The sequence below is a fragment of the Pseudonocardia sp. UM4_GMWB1 genome (assembly GCF_017312155.1).
In the GTDB taxonomy this organism is placed as follows: Bacteria; Actinomycetota; Actinomycetes; order Mycobacteriales; family Pseudonocardiaceae; genus Pseudonocardia; species Pseudonocardia alni.
The window spans coordinates 5,731,951-5,751,175 of record NZ_QJPN01000001.1; the positions used below are offsets into that span (position 1 = coordinate 5,731,951).

General features: G+C 75.3%; 20 protein-coding genes. 8 read left to right on the forward strand and 12 right to left on the reverse strand.

Translation table 11 applies throughout. From position 1 onward, the window contains the following. Positions 1 to 2 precede the first annotated feature (2 nt). Together DMP15_RS27025 and DMP15_RS27030 are read right to left on the reverse strand one after the other, a co-directional pair. Positions 3 to 902: a serine hydrolase gene (locus DMP15_RS27025; protein ID WP_073577494.1), complete on the reverse strand. Its 900-nt coding sequence runs from the start codon at positions 900 to 902 to the stop codon at positions 3 to 5. Further along, positions 899 to 1,768 carry a LysR family transcriptional regulator gene (locus DMP15_RS27030; protein WP_073577493.1) on the reverse strand — a complete coding sequence of 290 codons (870 nt, stop codon included), beginning with the start codon at positions 1,766 to 1,768 and terminating at the stop codon, positions 899 to 901. Before DMP15_RS27030 ends, DMP15_RS27025 begins: the two co-directional genes overlap by 4 nt. An 83-nt stretch (positions 1,769 to 1,851) precedes the next feature. Here DMP15_RS27030 and bla point away from each other — a divergent pair, with 83 nt between their 5' ends. Next, on the forward strand, positions 1,852 to 2,766 hold the full coding sequence (bla, locus tag DMP15_RS27035) for a class A beta-lactamase (protein WP_073577492.1): 915 nt from the start codon (positions 1,852 to 1,854) through the stop codon (positions 2,764 to 2,766). A gap of 10 nt (positions 2,767 to 2,776) precedes the next feature. Here bla and DMP15_RS27040 read toward each other — a convergent pair whose 3' ends face one another. After that, complete coding sequence (locus tag DMP15_RS27040) at positions 2,777 to 3,583, reverse strand: SGNH/GDSL hydrolase family protein (protein WP_337826637.1); 807 nt, start codon at positions 3,581 to 3,583, stop codon at positions 2,777 to 2,779. Positions 3,584 to 3,925: 342 nt separating this feature from the next. Between DMP15_RS27040 and DMP15_RS27045 the strand changes: the two genes are divergently transcribed. After that, the gene (locus tag DMP15_RS27045) at positions 3,926 to 4,213 is read left to right on the forward strand and encodes a DUF1540 domain-containing protein (protein ID WP_073577490.1); all 288 of its coding nucleotides are present in this window, start codon (positions 3,926 to 3,928) and stop codon (positions 4,211 to 4,213) included. On the opposite strand, the gene DMP15_RS27050 is transcribed toward DMP15_RS27045, so the two are convergent. After that, positions 4,198 to 4,614 carry a hypothetical protein gene (locus tag DMP15_RS27050; protein ID WP_073577489.1) on the reverse strand — a complete coding sequence of 139 codons (417 nt, stop codon included), beginning with the start codon at positions 4,612 to 4,614 and terminating at the stop codon, positions 4,198 to 4,200. The genes DMP15_RS27045 and DMP15_RS27050 overlap by 16 nt on opposite strands. A 49-nt stretch (positions 4,615 to 4,663) precedes the next feature. Further along, positions 4,664 to 6,202, reverse strand: a complete 1,539-nt coding sequence (locus DMP15_RS27055) for a long-chain-fatty-acid--CoA ligase (protein ID WP_073577488.1) — start codon at positions 6,200 to 6,202, stop codon at positions 4,664 to 4,666. A 58-nt stretch (positions 6,203 to 6,260) separates the two neighbouring features. On the opposite strand from DMP15_RS27055, the gene DMP15_RS27060 reads away from it, so the two are divergent. Beyond that, complete coding sequence (locus DMP15_RS27060) at positions 6,261 to 6,986, forward strand: GntR family transcriptional regulator (RefSeq protein WP_161152060.1); 726 nt, start codon at positions 6,261 to 6,263, stop codon at positions 6,984 to 6,986. After that, positions 6,986 to 8,131 carry an acyl-CoA dehydrogenase family protein gene (locus DMP15_RS27065; RefSeq protein ID WP_073577486.1) on the forward strand — a complete coding sequence of 382 codons (1,146 nt, stop codon included), beginning with the start codon at positions 6,986 to 6,988 and terminating at the stop codon, positions 8,129 to 8,131. The genes DMP15_RS27060 and DMP15_RS27065 overlap by 1 nt, the downstream gene beginning before the upstream one ends. A 4-nt stretch (positions 8,132 to 8,135) precedes the next feature. On the opposite strand, the gene DMP15_RS27070 is transcribed toward DMP15_RS27065, so the two are convergent. Continuing rightward, the gene (locus DMP15_RS27070; protein ID WP_337826638.1) at positions 8,136 to 9,527 is read right to left on the reverse strand and encodes a glycosyltransferase; all 1,392 of its coding nucleotides are present in this window, start codon (positions 9,525 to 9,527) and stop codon (positions 8,136 to 8,138) included. Positions 9,528 to 9,734: 207 nt separating this feature from the next. Between DMP15_RS27070 and DMP15_RS27075 the strand changes: the two genes are divergently transcribed. Next, a complete protein-coding gene (locus DMP15_RS27075; RefSeq protein ID WP_174565914.1) occupies positions 9,735 to 11,222 on the forward strand; it encodes a SulP family inorganic anion transporter in 1,488 nt (495 codons plus the stop codon). Between the two features lie 10 nt (positions 11,223 to 11,232). Here the strand turns inward: DMP15_RS27075 and DMP15_RS27080 are convergent, their stop codons facing one another. Further along, positions 11,233 to 11,610, reverse strand: coding sequence for a winged helix-turn-helix transcriptional regulator (locus DMP15_RS27080; protein WP_337826639.1), 378 nt, complete (start codon positions 11,608 to 11,610; stop codon positions 11,233 to 11,235). Between the two features lie 95 nt (positions 11,611 to 11,705). On the opposite strand from DMP15_RS27080, the gene DMP15_RS27085 reads away from it, so the two are divergent. After that, the gene (locus tag DMP15_RS27085; protein ID WP_073577828.1) at positions 11,706 to 12,533 is read left to right on the forward strand and encodes an NmrA family NAD(P)-binding protein; all 828 of its coding nucleotides are present in this window, start codon (positions 11,706 to 11,708) and stop codon (positions 12,531 to 12,533) included. A 74-nt stretch (positions 12,534 to 12,607) separates the two neighbouring features. After that, the gene (locus tag DMP15_RS27090) at positions 12,608 to 12,964 is read left to right on the forward strand and encodes a tetratricopeptide repeat protein (protein WP_237453800.1); all 357 of its coding nucleotides are present in this window, start codon (positions 12,608 to 12,610) and stop codon (positions 12,962 to 12,964) included. Here the strand turns inward: DMP15_RS27090 and DMP15_RS27095 are convergent. From DMP15_RS27095 to DMP15_RS27110, 4 genes are all read right to left on the reverse strand, one after another. After that, positions 12,951 to 13,811: an HTTM domain-containing protein gene (locus tag DMP15_RS27095; RefSeq protein ID WP_337826640.1), complete on the reverse strand. Its 861-nt coding sequence runs from the start codon at positions 13,809 to 13,811 to the stop codon at positions 12,951 to 12,953. The genes DMP15_RS27090 and DMP15_RS27095 overlap by 14 nt on opposite strands. Next, a complete protein-coding gene (locus DMP15_RS27100) occupies positions 13,805 to 14,134 on the reverse strand; it encodes a hypothetical protein (RefSeq protein WP_157818447.1) in 330 nt (109 codons plus the stop codon). The genes DMP15_RS27095 and DMP15_RS27100 overlap by 7 nt, the downstream gene beginning before the upstream one ends. Before the next feature lie 38 nt (positions 14,135 to 14,172). After that, on the reverse strand, positions 14,173 to 15,819 hold the full coding sequence (locus DMP15_RS27105; protein ID WP_337826641.1) for a family 16 glycosylhydrolase: 1,647 nt from the start codon (positions 15,817 to 15,819) through the stop codon (positions 14,173 to 14,175). 280 nt (positions 15,820 to 16,099) lie between these two features. Continuing rightward, positions 16,100 to 17,341: an MFS transporter gene (locus DMP15_RS27110; protein WP_337826642.1), complete on the reverse strand. Its 1,242-nt coding sequence runs from the start codon at positions 17,339 to 17,341 to the stop codon at positions 16,100 to 16,102. Positions 17,342 to 17,455: 114 nt separating this feature from the next. Between DMP15_RS27110 and DMP15_RS27115 the strand changes: the two genes are divergently transcribed. Continuing rightward, positions 17,456 to 18,655: a class I SAM-dependent methyltransferase gene (locus tag DMP15_RS27115; RefSeq protein ID WP_253068962.1), complete on the forward strand. Its 1,200-nt coding sequence runs from the start codon at positions 17,456 to 17,458 to the stop codon at positions 18,653 to 18,655. Here the strand turns inward: DMP15_RS27115 and DMP15_RS27120 are convergent. After that, entirely contained in the window at positions 18,652 to 19,092 is a 441-nt protein-coding gene (locus tag DMP15_RS27120; RefSeq protein WP_337826643.1) for a VOC family protein, read from the reverse strand. The two genes, DMP15_RS27115 and DMP15_RS27120, sit on opposite strands and share 4 nt — an antisense overlap. Positions 19,093 to 19,225: the final 133 nt, after the last annotated feature.

Here is a 19,225-nt window from a genome sequence, read left to right on the forward strand (position 1 = left end):
GGTCAGAGGGCGGGGGCGCGCAGCGCGTGCACCGCGACCCGCGCGGCGGCCCCGATCGCCGCGTCCGCCCGCGGGACGGCGGCATCGCTGCGCGCGGCGTGGGTGTAGACGGCGACGGCGACCGGGTGCTCCCCCGGGTAGGTCACCACGCCGACGTCGTTGCGGACCGCGCCGACCGTCCCGGTCTTGCCCGCCACCCGCGCGGCCGCGGGGAACCCGGCGCGCAGCCGGTGCGGCCAGATCTGGGCGCCCAGCACCCGGCGGGCGAAGGCGGTGGACCCGTCCGAGGCGAGCTCGCCGCGCCAGAGCATGCCGAGCAGCGCGGTGGTGTCCGCGGCCGTGGTGGAGGAGCCGTAGACCGGGCTGAGCGCCCGGGTCTCGACGGGGACGTCGTTGTCGGCGAGCACCCCGAAGGCCGCGGCGACGTCGTCGGTGCCGGTGTCGGCGAGCAGGTCGGCGAACACGTCGTCGGTGCCGCCCCGGATCCGGGTGCCGCCCAGCCCCAGCTCGGCGGGCAGCGCGGACACGCGGTCGCGCCCCACCCGGGTGTGGACGACGTCGGCCGCGGCGTTGTCCGAGGCCGTCACCATCGAGGTGACCAGGTCCCGCCAGCTCATCGTCACCGGGTCGGCCAGCGCGGAGATCCCGGTGATCCCGGGCGTGCGCCGCACCGGGACGACGACGGGCTCCCGCGGGTCGATCGTGCCGGCGTCGACCGCCCGGCAGTACGCGACCAGCACGAACACCTTGTAGACCGAGGCCATCACGACCGGCACGTGCGCGCCGACGCCGACCTCGCGCGCCGTCGGGCGCGTCCCGTCGCCGGTGACCGGGCGGGCGTGCAGCCAGCCGCGCACCCCGGCGTCGCGGAACACCGCGCGGACCTCGGCGGCCGGGGTCACGCGCCCTCCCGCAGCGCGTCGGCGAGCGCCCCGACCAGGCCGTCCGGGACGCCGTCGCGGTGCACCACCCGGACCCGGTAGGGCACCGGTTCCCCCGCCACCGGCCTGCGGACCACGCCGTCGCCGGCGAGGCCGGGGTCGGCGGTGAGGAGGAACGCGGCGCCGGTCGCGACCAGCGCCAGCGCCTCCGCCGGGGACGCCGCGTCGGCCGGGCCGGCCGGGCACCCGCGGGCGTCGAGGGTGTCGAGCAGCAGGTCGTGGGCGGCCGGGGCGTGCGCCCGCGGCGCCGTGGCCGTCGCCGTCCCGCGCAGGGTGCGCAGCACCACCGGCCCCGGCCCGGCCGCGGCGGGGTGGCCGGCGGACAGCAGGACCTCGGTCGGCAGCGCGACGACCGGCCCGGCCCGCGCCGACTCCAGCACCGTCGGGTGCGCGACGACGGCGACGTCCACCGTCCCGTCCGACACCGCGTCGACCAGTGCGACGGTGGTCGCCACGGTGGGCGCGACCCGCAGGCCGGTCGCGGCGGCGGCGCGGACCGCCAGCCGGGCGGTGGCGGCCGGGCCGAGGTCGGCGACGACGCCGAGCCGCAGCACCCGGGCCGCCTCCGCGTGCCGGGCGGCGGCGCGGCCGAGCGCCGCGGCGTCCTCGATCAGGGCACGGGCGCGGGGCAGCAGGTCGCGACCGGCCGCCGTCGGGGAGACGCCGCCGGGTCCGCGGTCGAACAGCGAGGTGCCGAGCCGGGCCTCCAGCCGTCGCAGGCCCTGGGACAGCGGCGGCTGCGTCATCCCGAGCCGGGCGGCGGCCCGCCCGAAGTGCCGCTCCTCGGCGACGGCGACGAAGAACGTCAGGTGCCGCAGCAGGTCCACCGGCTCGCTCCATATCGATCGGCTATCACACGCGAAGCACGATCGTATTCGCGCTATCGGTCCGGATGCGACACGGTGCGCCCATGACGATCACCCGCCGTTCCCTGCTCCTGGCCGGTGCCGCACTGGGCGGCGCCGCGCTGACCGGCTGCGCACCGGCGGCTCCGCCCGCACCCGCGACACCCGCCCCGGCGGACCCGGGCGCCGGGAGCGCACCGATCCCCGCGCTGGCCGACGTCGAACGCGAGTACGCCCGCACGATCGGGGTGCACGTGCTCGACACCGGCACCGGCGCGGCGGCCGGGCACCGCGACGGCGACCGCTTCCTGATGTGCTCGGTGGTCAAGGCGCTGATGGCCGGGTTCGTGCTGCACCGCTCGCTGTCCGAGCCCGGCCTGCTCGACCGCCCGGTCCGCTACGGGCGCGCCGACCTGCTGGAGTACGCGCCCGTCACGACCCGGAACCTGGCCGCGGGGATGACCGTGGCACAGCTGTGCGAGGCCGCCGTCACCGTCTCGGACAACACCGCGCACAACCTGCTGCTGCGCGAGGTCGGCTCCCCCGCCGAGCTGACCGCGTGGCTGCGCACGACCGGGGACACCGTCACCCGTTCCGACCGGGCCGAGACCGCGCTGAACGACCGCGACGGCGAGCGCGACACCTCGACCCCGGCCGCGCTGGCCGCCACGCTGCGCACCCTGGTCCTCGGCGACGCCCTGCCGCCCGCGCAGCGCGACCGGCTGACCGGCTGGCTGCGGGCGAACACCACCGGCGACCGGCAGATCCGCGCGGCGGTCCCGGCCGGCTGGACCGTCGGCGACAAGACCGGCTCCGGGCCGCTCGGGGAGCGCAACGATTCCGGGGTGCTGTACCCGCCGGACGGCGCACCGCTGGTCCTGACGGTCTTCACCGTCCCGGCCGACCCGGCCGACACGGCGCGCGGGGAGGCCGCGGTCGCCGCGGCGGCCCGGGCCGCGATCGCCGCGCTGCGCGGCTGAGCGCGCCGGGTCAGATCCGGGCCAGCACCGCCCGCAGGATCGCGACCTGCCCGATCGGGCTGGGATGCAGGCCGTCGTCCTCCCAGAAGTCGGGCCGGATCGGCATCCGGGACAGGTCGATCGCGTCCGGGTCGACCTCCCGGACCGTCGCGACGAGCCCGGGGACGTCGGCCGGGTCCCACCACTCGCCGGTGAGCTCGCGGGTGGCGGCCACCCGTCCGGGGTCGACCGGCGGCGGGACGACGAACCGCACCCGGGCGCCGCTCTCGGTCTCCAGCAGCAGGCGCAGCGCCCGCAGGTTCCGAGCCGTCTCGCTGATCGACACCATCCGGATCCCGGTGGTCGCGCCCTCCCGGCGGATGTCGTTGGTGCCCAGCATGACCAGCACCCGGGTCGGCACCCGCGAGACCAGGACCGGGCCGAGCGCGAGTGCCTCGGAGCTGGTCCGCCCGGACAGCGCGAGCACCTCGACCGACGCCTCCGGTTCGACCATCGGGATCAGCTCGGCGAACAGCCGTGCCCAGCTCAGCCGGTCGGCGGACAGGGAGTCGCCGACGACCACGATCCGCTCGCCCGGACGCAGCGCCATCCGGTGCAGGCCGTCCGCGACCGGCGGCTCGGTCCGCAGAGCCCGCGCCGCGGCGCGGACCCGCCCGGCGAGCCCGGCCCGCACCCCGGCGACGGCCGACGGGTCCAGCCCGGCGGTCGTCGCGAGCAGCCGGTCGATCGACTCCTCCTGCACCCCGAACGCCGCGAACGCCGGCCAGGCGGTCAGGTCGGCGAACCGGATCAGCCGGCCCATCAGGTCCTCGTCCACGTCGCCTCCCTCTCCGGCCCGGTCCACCGGGTCCGGCGGGGGGATCATCGCCCACCGCCGGTCGGCGGCCCGGCACGGCCCGTCGCATCGGGCGGGCCCGCGCGACGGGCGGCCGTCGCGACCGGACGACCGCACGGACGGGTGTCGTCGCCGGCCGGCCACCTCCGCGACCGCCACAGATCACCCGTCCGGCGGGCACGCAATGTGATTCGCGACACATACATACCGCGTTTGCCGGACCGAACTCCCAGGTGGAGGGCGCAAATCAGGCGGTCCGCACTGCCGGTCAGGCGAGCCTCTGTTGCCTGGCGCGCACCGGGCGACCCCGACAACCTGGGCGCCATGACCACGGCCCAGGACATGCCCCAGGTTCAGCAGTGCTCCGCCACCAGCTGCTCCTACAACTCCGACTCCAGCTGCGGCGCGGGGGCGATCACGATCTCCGGTGACCACGCCCACTGCGGCACCTTCGTCGAGATCTCGTTCCGCGGCGGCAGCGGCAACGGTCTCGTCGGCGCCTGCCACCGTTCGGACTGCCGGTTCAACGAGAAGCTCGAGTGCACCGCGGCGTCGGTGAACATCGGCGCGGGCGCCGACGCCGCCGACTGCCTCACCTACGAGGCCAAGTAGGCCAGCTCCTCCACCCGGACCTCGCCACGCTCGTCGACGCGCAGTGCGCCGTCGGCCACGGCGAGGGCCGCGACGGGGTCGATGTCGTCGACGAGGACGGCGACCCCGTCCGCAGCGACCGCCCGCAGCGCGGACAGCACCGTGCTGCGGTCGTGTGCGTCGAGACCGTCGGTCAGGCGGTCGGCGAGGACCATCGCGGTGGGGTCCCGGCGGGCCGCGTCGACGGTGGCCAGCCGGTCCGCCGCCGTCTCGGTCGCGCGGGCGCCCAGCCTGCGGACCACGGCATCGTGCCCGTCGGCGCACCGGCCGCTCGCGTCGTCCAACCGGTTCATCATGCGGCGGCGCTGCACCGACGGCCCGAGCAGCACCGTGATGCTGCCGGTCGGCAGACGCAGAGACATGGAAGCCCTCCCTCACCGGTACTGAGGCGAGGCTAACCGACGATTGCGGTCAGGTGAAGGCCCTGCGGTAGGTCTCACGCAGCTCGCGCTTGAGGATCTTGCCGCTCGGGTTGCGCGGGAGCGCCTCCACGACGTCGACCGAGCGGGGCCGCTTGAAGCCCGCGATCCGCGGCCGGACCCACTCGACGAGGGCATCCGGATCGATCGTCGTCCCCGGCCGCGGCACGACGACGGCCTTCACCGCCTCGCCCCAGCGCTCGTCGGGCACCCCGATCACCGCGACGTCCGCGACGTCCGGGTGCTCGGACAGCACGCTCTCCACCTCGATCGGATACACGTTCTCCGCCCCGGTCACGATCATGTCCTTGATCCGGTCGGTGAGGAACAGGTAGCCCTCGGCGTCGAGGTAGCCGCCGTCGCCGGTGCGCAGCGTGGCGTCGTCGCCGAGCGCCGCCGCGGTGTCCTCGGGCCGGTTCCAGTAGCCGGCCGTGACCTGGTCGGAGTGGATCCGGACCTCCCCCACCTCGCCGGCCGGCAGCTCCCGGCCGGTCGCCGGGTCCACGATCGTCAGCCGCACCCACGGGTACGCCCGCCCGGCCGAGCGCATGAGGTGCGCCCGGGGGCCGTCCGGATCGTGGTCGCCCGGGTCGAGCTGGGTGATCGCACCGGTGGTCTCGGTCGCGCCGTAGACCTGGAACAGCGGCGCGCGGAAGGTCTCGACGACCGCCCGCAGCGCGCCGACGGTGATCGGCGAGGCGCCGTAGGCGATCGACCGCAGCGCGGACCAGTCGCGGTCGGCGGCACCGGGCACCGCGGAGAGCATCTGCAGCACGGCCGGCACGAGGAAGGCGTTCGTGACGCGCTCGTCGGACATCGTGTCGAGCAGCGGCCCGGGGACGATGTCGGCGACGAGCACGCACCGCGCCCCGGCGGCCAGGCAGACCAGCGCGTAGCCGACGCCGCCGATGTGGAACAGCGGCATCGCGACCAGCGCGGTCGAGGTGGGGTCGATCGACCAGTGCCCGGCGGCCAGCAGCAGCGCCGAGAACTGCCGGTGCGCGAGCAGCACGCCCTTGGGCAGCCCCGTGGTGCCGGAGGTGTAGAGCTGCAGCACGGTGTCGTCCGGGGTGGATCCGGCAGGCGACGACGGCGGCAGCACGTCCGCGGCCGCGTCACGCCAGTCCGCGTGGTCCTCTCCCACCACGACGACCCGGCGCCCGTCGAGCGCACCGCGCAGCCCCGCGAAGTCCGGCCCCAGCACGACGAGACCGGCCCGGGCGTCGGCGACGAGCGCCAGCAGGTCGGCCTCGGTGAGCCGGGTGTTGAGCGGGACCGACACCGCGCCGATCCGCGGCGCGGCGAAGAGCAGCTCCAGGAACTCCGGCCGGTTCCTCCCGATCCACACGACGCGGTCCCCGGCCCCGAGGCCGAGGTCGCGCAGGGCCGCCGCGGTGCGCCCGGCGCGCTGTTCGAGCTCGCCGTAGGTGGTCGTCGCGCCGTCGAACGACAGCGCGACGAGGTCGGCGCGGTCGGGATCGGCGAGGATGTCGGTCAGGCGGAAATCCTCGGCAGGGCTCTGACCCGGCACGTTCTTCTCCCTCGGTCGTCGCGACGCAGGTTCGGCAGAATCGTATATGATAGTCGCCGTGTCCACGGCCGACTTCGTGCGTGAGCTCCCGCCGGGCCGCGCCCCGCAGCTGCCCGACCGCATCGCGCTCGTCCTGCGGGACCGCATCCTCTCCGGTGAGCTGCGCCCGGGCACCTTCCTGCGGATGGACCGGATCGCCGCGGACCTGGGCGTCAGCCACACCCCGGTCCGTGAGGCCCTGCAGTCGCTGCGCGCGGAGGACATGGTCCACGCGGTGCCGCGGCGCGGGTTCGTCGTCGCCGAGCTGACCCGCGACGACGTCGCGGACCTGTTCGAGGTGCAGGCCGACCTGACCGGGACGCTGGCCGCGCGCGCGGCGCAGCGACTGTCCCCCGCCGACCTCGCACCGCTGCGGGAGCTCGCCGACCGGATCGCCGCACTGTGCGAGCGCACCCCGGAGACCCACGACCCGGCCGAGCTGGACCCGCTCGTGTCCGCCGAGCACCGGCTGCACGCCGAGGTCAACCGGCTGGCCGGCTCGCGCAAGCTCGCCTGGCTGGTGGGGCGCTCGTCGCACTACCTGCCGGCGCACTTCTACACCGGCTCGCCCGAGTGGCGGGCCGGCGCGGTCGACGCCCACCTCGTCCTGCTCGACGCGCTCGGCGCCGCCGATCCCGGCGCCGCGCGGGCGGCGATGCGTCGCCACGTGCTCGACGGCCGCGACCTGCTGCTCACCCACCTGGACCGCACCGGAATGTGGTCCGACGACCGAGGAGACCCCTGATGCCCGTCACCCTGACCGAGGACCAGACCGACCTGGCGAAGGCGATCGGCGACTTCTGCCGTCGCGAGATCGGCAGCAAGGAGCGCCGCGACGAGCTGACCGGCGGCGGGCGGCACGCCCACTCCGACGAGATCTACCGCAAGATGGCCGACCTCGGCTGGCTCGGCATCGCCACCCCCGAGGAGTACGGCGGCGCCGGCCAGGGCATGCGTGACCTGCTGGTCTTCCTGGAGGAGTCCGCGTACGGCCAGGCCCCGATCGCCGGGTTCGGCACGACCACCATCACCGCCGCGGCGATCGAGAAGTTCGGCACCGAGGCCCAGAAGCAGGAGCTGCTGGGCGGGATGTGCCGCGGCGACGTGCTGTCGATCTCGATGTCCGAGCCGGAGGCCGGGTCCGACGTCGGCGGACTGAAGTGCAAGGCCACGAAGACGGAGACCGGCTGGCGGATCGACGGCCAGAAGACCTGGTGCTCGAACGCGCACATCGCGTCGCACATCCTGCTGGTCGCCCGGACCTCCACCGAGGGCGGCAAGCACGACGGCCTGACCATGTTCGTCGTGCCCGCCGACGCGGCAGGCCTGTCGATCCACGGCATCGAGACGATGGGCGGCAAGGAGGTCAACGACCTCTACTTCGACGGGTGCGAGCTGCCCGCCGACGCCGTCGTCGGCGTCGAGGGCCAGGGCTGGCGCCAGCTCATGGCCGGGCTGAACCTGGAGCGGATGATCCTGGCCGGACTCATGCTCGGACTGGCGCGGCGCGCCTTCGACGACACCGTCGCCTATGTCACGGAGCGCAAGCAGTTCGGCCGCCCCGTCGGGAGCTTCCAGGCGATGCGCCACCGCATCGCCGACAACGCCACCGAGCTGGCGGCCACGCGACTGCTGGTGCACGACACCGCACGGGTGATCGACGAGGCCCCCGCAGGTGCGCTGTTCCCGCGCGAGGCGTCGATGGCCAAGCTCAAGGCCACCGAACTCGCCAAGCACCTGTCCCTGGAGGGGATGCAGATGCTCGGCGGCTACGGCTACGCCACCGAGTACGGCATGGAGCGGCTGCTCCGCCAGAGCGTCGTCTCGACGGTGTACGGCGGGACCAGCGAGATCCAGCGCGACATCATCGGGAAGTCCTACGGGCTGTAGCGGCTCAGGCCGCGGAGTTCCGGGCGAGCTCCGCGGCCCCGCGGTCGTCGCCGGCCTCGGCCTCGGCCTGCCGGTCGGGACGCGGAGCCGGGACGGCCGTCGGGCCGACGTGGGCGCCGGCCCCGGTACGGACCCGCGCGGCCTCGGCGGCGCGGCGGATGTGCGCCGGGACGAGCGCCGAGCGCGCGGGCAGCAGCATCGGCGGGACCGCGCCACCGTTGCGCCGCACCTCGCGGGACCGCTGCAGGTAGGCCCAGCCGCCGCGGGCGATCCGGCCGCCGCGCTCCAGCAGCCCGCTGTCGGGCATCGCGTCGCCGGCGCCTGCCTCGCGGTCGGAGATGTGGCGCAGCCGGGCGACCGCCGCCGGCAGCCGGCGCAGCGCGACCGACCGGCCCTGCGGCGACAGCGCCACCTTCGCCAGGAAGCTGCCCAACCCGATCGCGTAGCCCTCGAGCTGGGTGTTCAGCGCGGCCCGGTCGGGGCGGTGGTGGTGCCAGAGGTAGGCGCCCGGGGCGTAGCCGAGGACGTTGCCGGCCAGGATCATGCGGACCAGGAACTCGCAGTCCTCGCCGCCGTGGGTGGGGGTGCCCGGGCCCATGGCCTCGTCGAAGCCGCCGACGGCGCGGGCGGCCCCGGACCGCACGGCGAGGTTGGCGCCGATGCCGAACAGGCCGGGTGCGAACGGGAAGATCGGGGAGTCCGCGGGGGGCTCGGCGAGGGTGAACCGGCGCGGGGTGAAGCCCTTGTTCCAGGCCAGGGCGACGTCGGCGGCGCGCTCCTCGGGGCTGCCCAGGCGGGCGGCCAGTACCGGGCCGGAGACGCAGGCGAGCTCGGGGTCCGCGGCGAAGGCGCCGGCGATGCGCGAGGCCCAGGCGGGGTCGACCTCGGTGTCGTCGTCGGTGAAGGCGACGATCTCGGTGCGGGCCTCGGCCAGACCCCGGTTGCGCCCGATGGACGCACCGCGCCGCGGCTCGCGGACGTAGCGGACGCGATCGGAACCCGCGGCCCGCACGGCCAGCTCGGTCCGCTCGTCGTCCGGGTCGTTGTCGACGACGACGACCGACAGCGCCGGGTGGTCGGAGGCGAGGACCGCGCGCAGGCAGCGGGCCAGCGACTCGGGCCGGTTGCGGGTCGCGACGACCACGGTGACCGGGTCGGCCGCGGACGGCGCGACGGCGACGGTGCCGGCCGCGGGCAGTGCGGCGACGGCGAGCGAGAGCTCCGCGGCGGTCGCGCGCCCGGCGCGCAGCGGCACGGTGACCTGACCCTGCGGGGTGCCACCGACGGTGACCAGCAGCCGTGCGGCGGCGAACCGCCGGTCGACCTCGAGGTCGCGGGCCGGGGCGAGCCGGTCGAGCTCACCCACCCAGGTCGGTACGTCGGGAGTCATCGCCATGGACCCCATCGTGCTCACCGTCGCTGTGACGACGCTGAGATCGGCCTGTGGGACAACGGAGTGTGGGGCGCGCCACCCCGGACGAGTTCCGGGCCCCGCACCGCAGACCCTCCCCTCACGTGAGAGTACGGTCGGGCTGTTCGCGCGCTCCCGCCGTCGTGGCCCGCGGCCCCGCCCCTCCCCCGACGTGAAAGCGACCGTCGTATCGTGCCCCGCTCCGCCCTGCCCGACCTCGCCACGCTGCGTGCGCGCTGGACACCCCGCCTGGTGCGCACCGAGGTGCTCGCCGGACTCGTCGTCGCGCTCGCCCTGATTCCCGAGGCCATCGCGTTCTCGATCATCGCCGGGGTGGACCCCCGGGTCGGCCTGTACGCCTCGTTCACCATGGCCGTGGTCATCGCGGTCTGCGGCGGGCGACCGGCGATGATCTCGGCCGCCACCGGCGCGATCGCGCTGGTCGTGGCCCCGCTGTCGCGGGAGTACGGCGTCGAGTACCTGTTCGCCGCGGTCGTGCTCGGCGGGGTGCTGCAGATCGCGCTGGCCGCCGCGGGCGTCGCGCGACTGATGCGCTTCCTGCCACGCAGCGTGATGGTGGGCTTCGTCAACGCACTCGCGATCCTGATCTTCACCTCACAGGTGCCCCAGCTGGTCGGCGTGCCCTGGGCGGTCTACCCACTGGTCGCCGTCGGCCTGGCGGTCATCGTCGGGCTGCCGCGGCTGACCCGCGTCGTCCCGGCACCGCTGGTCGCCATCGTCGGGCTGACCGTGGTCACGGTGACGGTCGCGGTCGCCGTGCCGACCGTCGGCGACCAGGGCGCGCTGCCGGACACGGTGCCGCTCCCGCACCTCCCCGCGGTGCCGCTGACGTGGGAGACGCTGCGGATCGTCGCGCCGTACGCGCTCGGCGTCGCGCTGGTCGGGCTGATCGAGTCGCTGATGACCGCGCGCCTGGTCGACGACATCACGCAAACCGGCTCGGACAAGACCCGCGAGTCGTGGGGCCAGGGGGTCGCGAACATCGTCACCGGTTTCACCGGCGGCATGGGCGGCTGCGCGATGATCGGCCAGACGATGATCAACGTGAAGGCGTCCGGGGCCAGGACGCGGCTGTCCACGTTCCTGGCGGGGGTGTTCCTGCTGGTCCTCGTGGTCGCACTCGGCGACGTCGTCGCGCTGATCCCGATGGCCGCCCTGGTCGCGGTGATGGTCATGGTGTCGGTCGGGACGTTCGACTGGCACTGCATCCGTCCGGCGACACTGCGCCGGATGCCGCGCAGCGAGACGGCGGTGATGCTGACGACCGTCGTGGTCACCGTCGGCACCGACAACCTCGCCTTCGGCGTGGGCGCCGGCGTGCTCGTCGCCTCGGTGCTGTTCGCGAACCGGGTGTCACGGCTGGTCGGGGTGGACCGCACCGTCGACGACGGCGGGGCGGTCGTCTACCGCGTCACCGGCCAGCTGTTCTTCGCCTCCAGCAGCGAGCTGAGCACCGCGTTCGCCCCCGAGGGCGACCCCGACGAGGTGACCGTCGACCTGTCCGGCGCGCACGTGTGGGACGCCTCGACCGTCGCTGTCCTCGACGACCTGCGGCGCCGCTACGCGCGGTCCGGCCGCACGCTCGTCGTCACCGGGATGAACGACGACAGCCGCGACCGCCACGAGCGGCTCGCCGGGCACCTGGGCGGCGGGCACTGACCACCGGGACCTAGGCCCGCCCGCGCGCCGCCAGCACCTCGGGGATCCGGTCCTCGATCCAGCCGACGAGACCGGTGAGGTGGCCGGTCACGCCGTGGCCGAGCCCGGTGAGGCCGTAGCTGACCTGCGGCGGGGTGGTCGCGACGACCTCGCGGTGCACGAAGCCGTCGCCCTCCAGGGTGCGCAGGGTCTGGGCCAGCATCTTCTCGCTGATCCCGCCGACGGCGCGGCGGAGCGCGGAGAACCGGTGGTCCTCGCGGGACAGGACCACGAGCACGAGGACCGCCCACTTCGACGTCACGTGGTCGAGGACCGACCGCGACGGGCAGCTGCTGTCGAACGCGTCACCCGAGAACAGGCCCGTGGGCCGCTCCACCTGCGTGCTCACCGTTCACCCACCTACTTACCAGGAGGTACGTACTTACCGGACGTAAGCCTATCCGGCAGTGTCGGCACCGTCCACGACGAGATGAGGAGACAGCGATGATCATCGTGACCGGGGCGAGCGGGAAGCTGGGCGGCGCGGCCGTGCGGGCGCTGCTGGAGACCGTGCCGGCGGAGCAGGTGGGCGTCCTCGCCCGGTCCGCGGAGAAGGTGGCCGACCTGGCCGCGGCCGGGGTCCGGGTGCACGTCGGCGACTACGAGGACCCGGCCTCGCTGACGGCGGCGTTCGCCGGCGCCGACGGGCTGCTGTTCGTGTCCGGCTCCGACGTGACCCCCGGGGTGCGCGAGCGCCAGCACGGCAACGTGGTCCGCGCCGCGGCCGACGCGGGCGTCGGCCATGTCGTCTACACCAGCGCGATCGGCGCGGACCGGCCCGGCGCGCCCGCGTTCCTCGCCGACCACACCCTCACCGAGGAACTGCTGCGCGGCTCCGGACTGCCGGTGACGCCGCTGCGCAACACCTTCTACTCGGACATGTTCGTCAACCCGGGCGTGGTCGCCACCGCGCTGGAGGCCGGGGAGACGGTCGCCGCGGACGGCGGCCGGGCGCTCAACACCGCCACGATCGCGGACCTCGCGCGGGCCGCCGCCGTCGTCGTGGCCGGCGGGCCGCAGGAGCACGCCGGGCGCGCCTACGAGCTGCGCGGACCGCTGTGGACCTACGACGAGCTGGCCGCGACGATCGCCGCGGAGTCCGGCCGGCCGGTGTCGCACCGCCGGGTACCGCTCGACCAGGCCCCGGCCCCCGCCTTCATCGGCGAGTTCGTCTCGTCGGGAATGTTCGCCGAGCCGTCGGAGGACCTCGCGACGCTGCTCGGCCGCCCGGCGACCGGGATGCCCGAGCTGGTCCGCGCCGCCCTGGCCTGAGCCGGGAACAGAACACCCGGCGCCGCGGTTGTGGTTGACGTATCAACCGAACGGGCCGGAAGGAGGCCGCACCGATGAGGATCGACGCGCTGTCCTGGATGACCGGGACGGAAGCAGGACCTGCCGATCGGTGGGAGCACGCCGGGTACCTGTTCGACTCCGGCGACCCCGCGGGGGCCGCGACGGTGCTCGCCGAGCTCGTCGCCGAGCAGCCCGGGGCCGCCGCGGTCCGGCTGCTGCTGGCCCGCGCGTACTACCACTCCGCGCAGCTCGGCCGGGCCGAGACCGAGCTCCGCGAGCTGGTGCGCCGCGAGCCGGCCGACGGGTACGCCCACCTGCTCCTCGGGCGCACCCTGCAGCGCCGTTCGCGCCACGACGAGGCCGCGCCGCACCTGCGGCTGGCCGAGGCGATGGGCGTCAGCGCCGGGTGACCGTGCTCGGCAGCGCCGGTTCCGACCGGCGCTGCCGGGGCACCACCACCGCGCCGGGGAGCCCGCCGACGACCGGGACGCGGTCCGCGAACAGCAGGTAGCCACCGCAGGTGAGGGTGGCGAACAGCCCCAGCTCGATCGCGGCGTGCAGCCCGTCGGAGAGCATCGCGATCATGCCGAGGTGCAGCCCGGTCCCGGCGACGACGGCGACCGGCCGCAGCCGCGGCGACCACAGCCCGAACGCGACGAACAGCTCGGTGAGTACCGCGCCGAACGCCATCGGCACCAGGAACACCGGCGTCAGCATCGCCGCCGGGACCAGCACCGAGTCCCACGTCCAGGACGCCAGACCGTTGCCGGACAGGAAGTCCGGACGGATCTTCGAGATCGCGGCGTAGAAGTAGACGATCGTGATCTGCGCCCGCAGCACCAGCACCGGCGCCGCCCACACCCGGTCGGCGCCGTGTCCGCGCCGGGACCGGAGTGACCAGGCCGCGTCGCAGTCGGAGAACGACAGCAGCACCGCCGCGGTGAACAGCAGGTAGGTGTGGTTGGAGTAGTAGCCCGCACCCCAGACGAAGCCGGCGGTGCACAGCCCGACCAGCAGGGCCGCCGCCCGCGCGTTCCACCCCACGACGACGGCCAGCGCCGCCAGCCCCATCACCGCGCCGAGCGCGAGCCAGACCGGGGCGGGCAGCGTCGGGCCGACCCCGAACAGCGGCCCGGCCCGGGTCCCGAGCAGCGGGCTCGCGCCGAGCTCGACGGCCTTCAGCCCGGCGACGAGCCCGACCAGGATCCGGTACCCGGCCAGCGGGCGGGCGGGGAGCGTGTCGGGGAGCCTCAGCACGACTGCTCCCACTCCGGGGCGCCGTCCCGGGTCCGCGACACCGAGACGAGGTCCGGGGCCGCCGCGCACAGCAGCCCCGGGACCGTGGCTCCGTAGTGGACGGTCCGCTGCGGCCACGGCAGGCCCCCGGTGTCGAGGGCGCGGGACGCGCCGTCGGCGGTCCGTCCGGTGTAGGCGTACTCCGTCGACGACGCGACGAACATGCTCCAGGAGTAGCGGCGCGGCGGCTCGGTGGTGGCCAGGCCGACCGCGGGGATCGCGACCTCCAGGGCCACGACGCCCGCGAGCAGCCACCCCGCGGTCCTGCGTGTGAGAAGCGGCACGTCCACTCATCGCCCCGCAACGGTCCGGTGTTAGCCGGTCACTTCCCGTCGAGGGAGTAGATCCGGACCCAGTCCACCTCGTACGTCGCCGGCTGCATGTTGCCGCCGAAGAAGTTGTCGAGCTGGATCGTCAGGTGCCCGCTGGGCATGTCCTGGATGTTCTTGCGGCCGGGCCGGGCACCGCCGGAGAAGGAGAACCACTCCTTGCCGTCGATGAAGCCCTTCACGTGGTCGGGCGTCCACTCGACGGCGACGTTGTGCCACTCGCTCAGCGGTGCACCGCAGTTCTTCTCCTTGGCGTACTCCTGCTGGACCGCGCCGCGGCCGTGCGGGTAGTGGATGAACGCCTCGGCGCACTGCTCGCCGGGCGCGCCGTTCTCGAGGAAGTCGTACTCGCCGTCCTGGGGCCAGCGGTCCGACTGCGGCCAGATGATCAGCAGCGGGTGGTACTGCCTGCCGTTGTCCGGGCCGGTGGCCTCGGAGCGGACGCGGGCCTCCCAGCGGCCGTATCGCTGGTTGAACTTCGACGAGATCCACGCCGAGTCGCCGTTCCGCAGCCCGGTCTGGATCAGCTTGCCGTCCTTCACCGTGGACCGGCTGGCACAGCGGCCGCCGTTGCCCGCGTGACCGGGCCAGCACTCGCCCGCCTGGTTCCACTTCGCCGGGTCGGGCGGTCCGGTGTAGCCGAACTCGTCCGACGCCGGCAGCGGCGCGCCCCAGCCGTAGCGTTCGGCAGCGCTGGTGGCGCCGGGTCGGGGCGCACTCTGGTCGGCCGGTCGGGCCGAGGGGTCGGCGGGCGTGGCCGCGGGGTCGGTCGGCGTCTCGGCGGGCTCGTCCGCGGGGTCGACGGGTTTCTCCTCCGGGTCGGTGGGCTTCTCGGGGGCGGCGGGCTCCGTCCCCGTGCCGGCGGGCTCCGTCCCGGCGTCGGCGGGTGCGGGCGCCGGGTCGGCCGGCGTCTCCCCAGTATCCGCCGGCTTCTCGGCCGGCCCACCCGGTGTCTCCGCGGGAGCGGCGGGCTCGCCCGCGGGAGCGGCGGGGCCTCCTGCGGGATCGGCGGGCTTCTCCACGGGAGCGGCCGGTCCGGCCGCGGGACCGCTGGGCTCGTCCACGGGCGGCGCCGGGTCGGCTGCGGGGCCGGCGGGCTTCTCGGCGGGGGCGACCGGTGTCGTGGGTCCGTCCGCGGGGCCGGACGGCACGTCGGCGGGCGCGTCGGCAGGCTTCGCCGCATCGGCAGGCTTCGCGGCGTCCGCAGGCTTCGCGGCGTCCGCAGGCTTCGCTGGGTCGGCAGGCTTCGCTGGGTCAGCAGGCTTCGCTGCGTCGGCGGACTCCGGCGCGGACGGCGAGACCGGGCCCGCGGAACCGGACGACCCGGTCGCGGCCGGGCGGGCCGGTCCGGCGTCACCGGAGCCCTCGGCCCCGCGGACGGCGTCCGTCCCCGTCTCCGCGGATCGGGCAGCCGTCGCGGCACCGGAGCCCCCGGCGGCCTCCGACGACGACCGCAGAGCGGAGTCGGTCGGGAACGCCGCGGCGCCCGACGGAGTGGTCGCCGGCCCGGCGAGCACGCTCGGTGCCTCCGGGGCCGCGGCCTGCGCGACGGCGCCGGGGACCGTGGGTGCCGCGGCCGCGGACACGGCCGCACCGTCGGTGAGAGCCAGGACCCCTCCGGTGAACATGACAGCACTCACCGTCACCACCGCCGCCGCGCTCATCACCGTACGTCGTGCCAGTCCGCGCCTCATGGCTTCGTTCCCGTCCCCATCCGTGTCCGGCTTGTCCGATATCCACGACGCTAGAAGCACCCTGTGCACACCAGCCACACCCGCCACCCGTCGGTGGGGTGAGGTCACCCCGGAGGAGGTCACCCGAACCGGCGGCCCGCCATAACGGGTGGGATCCGGGTGACGATCGGGACCAGCGGGACGGAGCGACCGGCCCTCGTGTCACCCCGGCGGGCGGCGCCCCAGGTCAGGACCGGGACGGGAGGGTCTCCGGCGCCCGCCACCAGACGAGCGCCGCGACCAGTGACAGCACCCCGGTCACGGCGAACGCCGGCCCGTACCCCCAGACCTCGGCGAGCGCACCGGCCACGAGCGGCCCGGCGATGGCACCGAGATCGGCCGCCATCTGGAAGCCCGCCAGCACCGAGCCGCCGCGGGCGCGCTCCCCGATGACGTCGGCGACGGCCGCGTTGAGCGGCGGGTTCACCAGTCCGCTGCCGAGCCCCGCGACGAGCGAGAGCGCCAGGAACGCCCAGGGGTCGAGCACCCAGCCGAGGACGGCCGTCGACGCGCCCGACACCGCGAGGCCGGCGATCAGCGGGGGCCTGCGACCGGAGCGGTCGGCGAGACGTCCGGCCAGCAGCAGGGTCGCCGCGTTCCCGGCCGCGAACACCGACAACGCGATGCCGCCGAACGCGTCCTCGCGCCCCAGCGCCTCGACCACCACCAGCGGGACCAGCGCGATGCGGACGCCGAACACCGCCCAGCCGTTCGCGAAGTTCCCCACCAGCGACGCCCGGTAGGCACAGTGGCGCACGGCGTCGCGGAACCGGGTGCGCGGCGGGGGCGCCTCGTCGACCGGGCCCTCCGGCCGGCGCAGCAGCGGCCCGCCCACGACGATCACCAGCACCAGCAGCGCCGCGTAGATCAGGAACGGGGCGCGTACGTCGATCGCGGCGAGGGTGCCGCCGAGCAGCGGCCCGGCGATGTTGCCGAGCAGGAACCCGGTCGCCCACAGGCTCGTCGCGCGGCCCCGCAGGTGCGGCGGGGACAGCCGCACGAGCAGCGACACCGCCGAGATCGTGAACATCGTCGATCCGACGCCCGCGACCAGGCGCAGCGCGATCAGCTGCCAGTACGCCGTCGCGAAGGCCAGACCGGCCGTCGTCACGGCGACGACGGCGAGCCCGGCGACGAACACCCGCAGCTCGCCGAACCGGCCGACGACCGTGCCGGACAGCGGGGCGAACACCAGCCGGGAGAAAGCGAACACGCTGATCACGGCGGCGGCCGCGGTCACCCCGACGTCGAACGAGCGCGCGAACGCCGGCAGCACCGGCGCGACCAGCCCGAACCCGATGGCGATCGCGAACGCCGACCCGACCAGCACGCCGATCTCGCGGGGCAGCGCCGTCGCACCCCGCACCGTGGGGGGCGCGGGCACCGGTGCGCCGGGTACGGCGGGGTCGCGGCCGTCGTGCTCGACCACGTGGCCCTCCGCTCCGCTGTCCCGGCCGACGACCGTACGCCCGCCGGTCCGCGGCGGCCGACGCCGGTGCGGGCACACGACGGTGCCGGGGACGGCGCCGTGGACACTGTCGTCGTGGACGACGATCCGATCGCCCGGCTGGAGCGGCTCGCCGGGCCGGAGGGGACGGCGCTGCTGGAGCGGCTCGCCGTCGCCGACCGGGACGGTGACGCCGCGCTCCGGCTGGGGACCGCGCTGCGCCGTGAGCACGACGCCGGGCTGGTCGCCGACGCGATGGCCCAGGCCGGGCTGCGGGACCGGGCCGCCCGCAAGTTCGCACGGGCCGCGCGGATGTGGTTCACGCGCGACGGGCTGGAGCAGGCGTCGTCGGAGGTGATCGCGCGACACCGGGCCGCCCGATTCGCCGGGCGCGCGGTCGTCGACCTGTGCTGCGGGATCGGCGGCGACCTGGTCTCGCTGGTCGCGGCGGGCCACGAGGTCACCGGCGTCGACCTGGATCCGGTGCACCTGTGGATGGCCGACCGCAACGCGGCCGTGCACGGCGGCTCGGCCCGGACGGTGCGGCGCGACGTGCGTGACGCCGACCTGTCCGGCACCGACGGCGTGTTCGTCGACCCGGCCCGGCGCACCGGCGGTGGCCGGATGCGGACCGGCGAGTCCGAGCCGCCGTTGGGCTGGTGCCTGGAGCTGGAGCGGCGAGCCGGCGCGGTCGGGATCAAGGCGGCACCGGGGATCGACCACGACACCGTCCCGCCGGACTGGGAGATCGAGTTCCTCGCGCTCGGACGCGAGCTGAAGGAGGCCTGCGCCTGGTCCCCCGCGCTGGCCCGCGCCCGCACGCGCGCCACCGTCGTCGACGACGACGGCGTGCACGAACTGCAGGGCGAGCCGGACCCGCCGGACGGGGACACCGGGATCGCGGTCGGCGAACCGGGCGTCTGGCTGCTCGACCCGAACCCGGCCGTCACCCGGGCCGGACTGGTCTCCGCGCTGGCCCGGGCCACCGGCACCGCCCGGATCGACCCGCGGATCGCCTTTCTCACAGGCGACGACGAGCCCCCGGCCACGCCGTTCGCGCGGCCGCTGCGGGTGCTCGACTCCCGTCCGTGGGACCAGAAGCGGCTGCCCCGGCTGCTGCGCGAGCTCGACGTCGGCGCGGTCGACGTGCGGCGCCGCGGCCTGGCCGGTGACGTCGAGGCGATCGCCCGGAAGCTGCGCGGCCGCGGGTCGCGGCACGCCACCGTGGTGATGACCCGGGTCGACGACCGGCCGTGGGGCCTGGTCTGTGTGGACCCCCGCCGGGGCAGCTCCTAACCGCGGCCGGGGAAGTGGATGAACTCCAGCGCGATGCCGTCCGGGTCGCGGAACTCCAGCGTCGCGTAGCCGGTCGGGTCGGTCCGGTCGACGACGCCGCCGTGCGGCACGGTGAGGCTGTCCAGCCAGGCGGCCCAGGCGTCGAGGGTCGCGCGGTCGGCGACGCCGAACGCCAGGTGGTCGAGCGCGCCGCGGGGGCCGCCGCCGTCGCCGTCGGCCGGGGCGTGCAGCTCGATCATCACTCCGGTCACGACGTCGAGGAGCAGCGCCGCCGTCTCCGACGAGCCGTCGGCGGCGTCGTGGTGCGGGAAGGTCATCGGCAGCCGTTGCAGCCCGAGGACGCGCTGGTACCAGAGTGCACTGGACTCCACGTCGGTCACGGCCGCCGCCACGTGGTGGAAGCCGGTGACCGCCGGTCGTTCGATGGCCGAGCCCATGGGCGTCCTTCTCGTCGCCGGCCACCCGCGGGGCGGCCGGTCCTCCCTCTCGTCGCGGAGCAGTACACCACCGGCGGACCTCCCGGGGGCGGACGACGTCCGCCGGAATGATCGACCGTGCGCGCACCGGTAC

Coding starts and splice junctions, on each gene's coding strand:
- DMP15_RS27065 (WP_073577486.1), top strand. CDS start 6,986: ATGCCCGTCACCCTGACCGAGGACCAGACCGACCTGGCGAAGGCGATC.
- DMP15_RS27085 (WP_073577828.1), top strand. CDS start 11,706: ATGATCATCGTGACCGGGGCGAGCGGGAAGCTGGGCGGCGCGGCCGTG.
- bla (WP_073577492.1), top strand. CDS start 1,852: ATGACGATCACCCGCCGTTCCCTGCTCCTGGCCGGTGCCGCACTGGGC.
- DMP15_RS27045 (WP_073577490.1), top strand. CDS start 3,926: ATGACCACGGCCCAGGACATGCCCCAGGTTCAGCAGTGCTCCGCCACC.
- DMP15_RS27070 (WP_337826638.1), bottom strand. CDS start 9,527: ATGGCGATGACTCCCGACGTACCGACCTGGGTGGGTGAGCTCGACCGG.
- DMP15_RS27090 (WP_237453800.1), top strand. CDS start 12,608: ATGAGGATCGACGCGCTGTCCTGGATGACCGGGACGGAAGCAGGACCT.
- DMP15_RS27050 (WP_073577489.1), bottom strand. CDS start 4,614: ATGTCTCTGCGTCTGCCGACCGGCAGCATCACGGTGCTGCTCGGGCCG.
- DMP15_RS27120 (WP_337826643.1), bottom strand. CDS start 19,092: ATGGGCTCGGCCATCGAACGACCGGCGGTCACCGGCTTCCACCACGTG.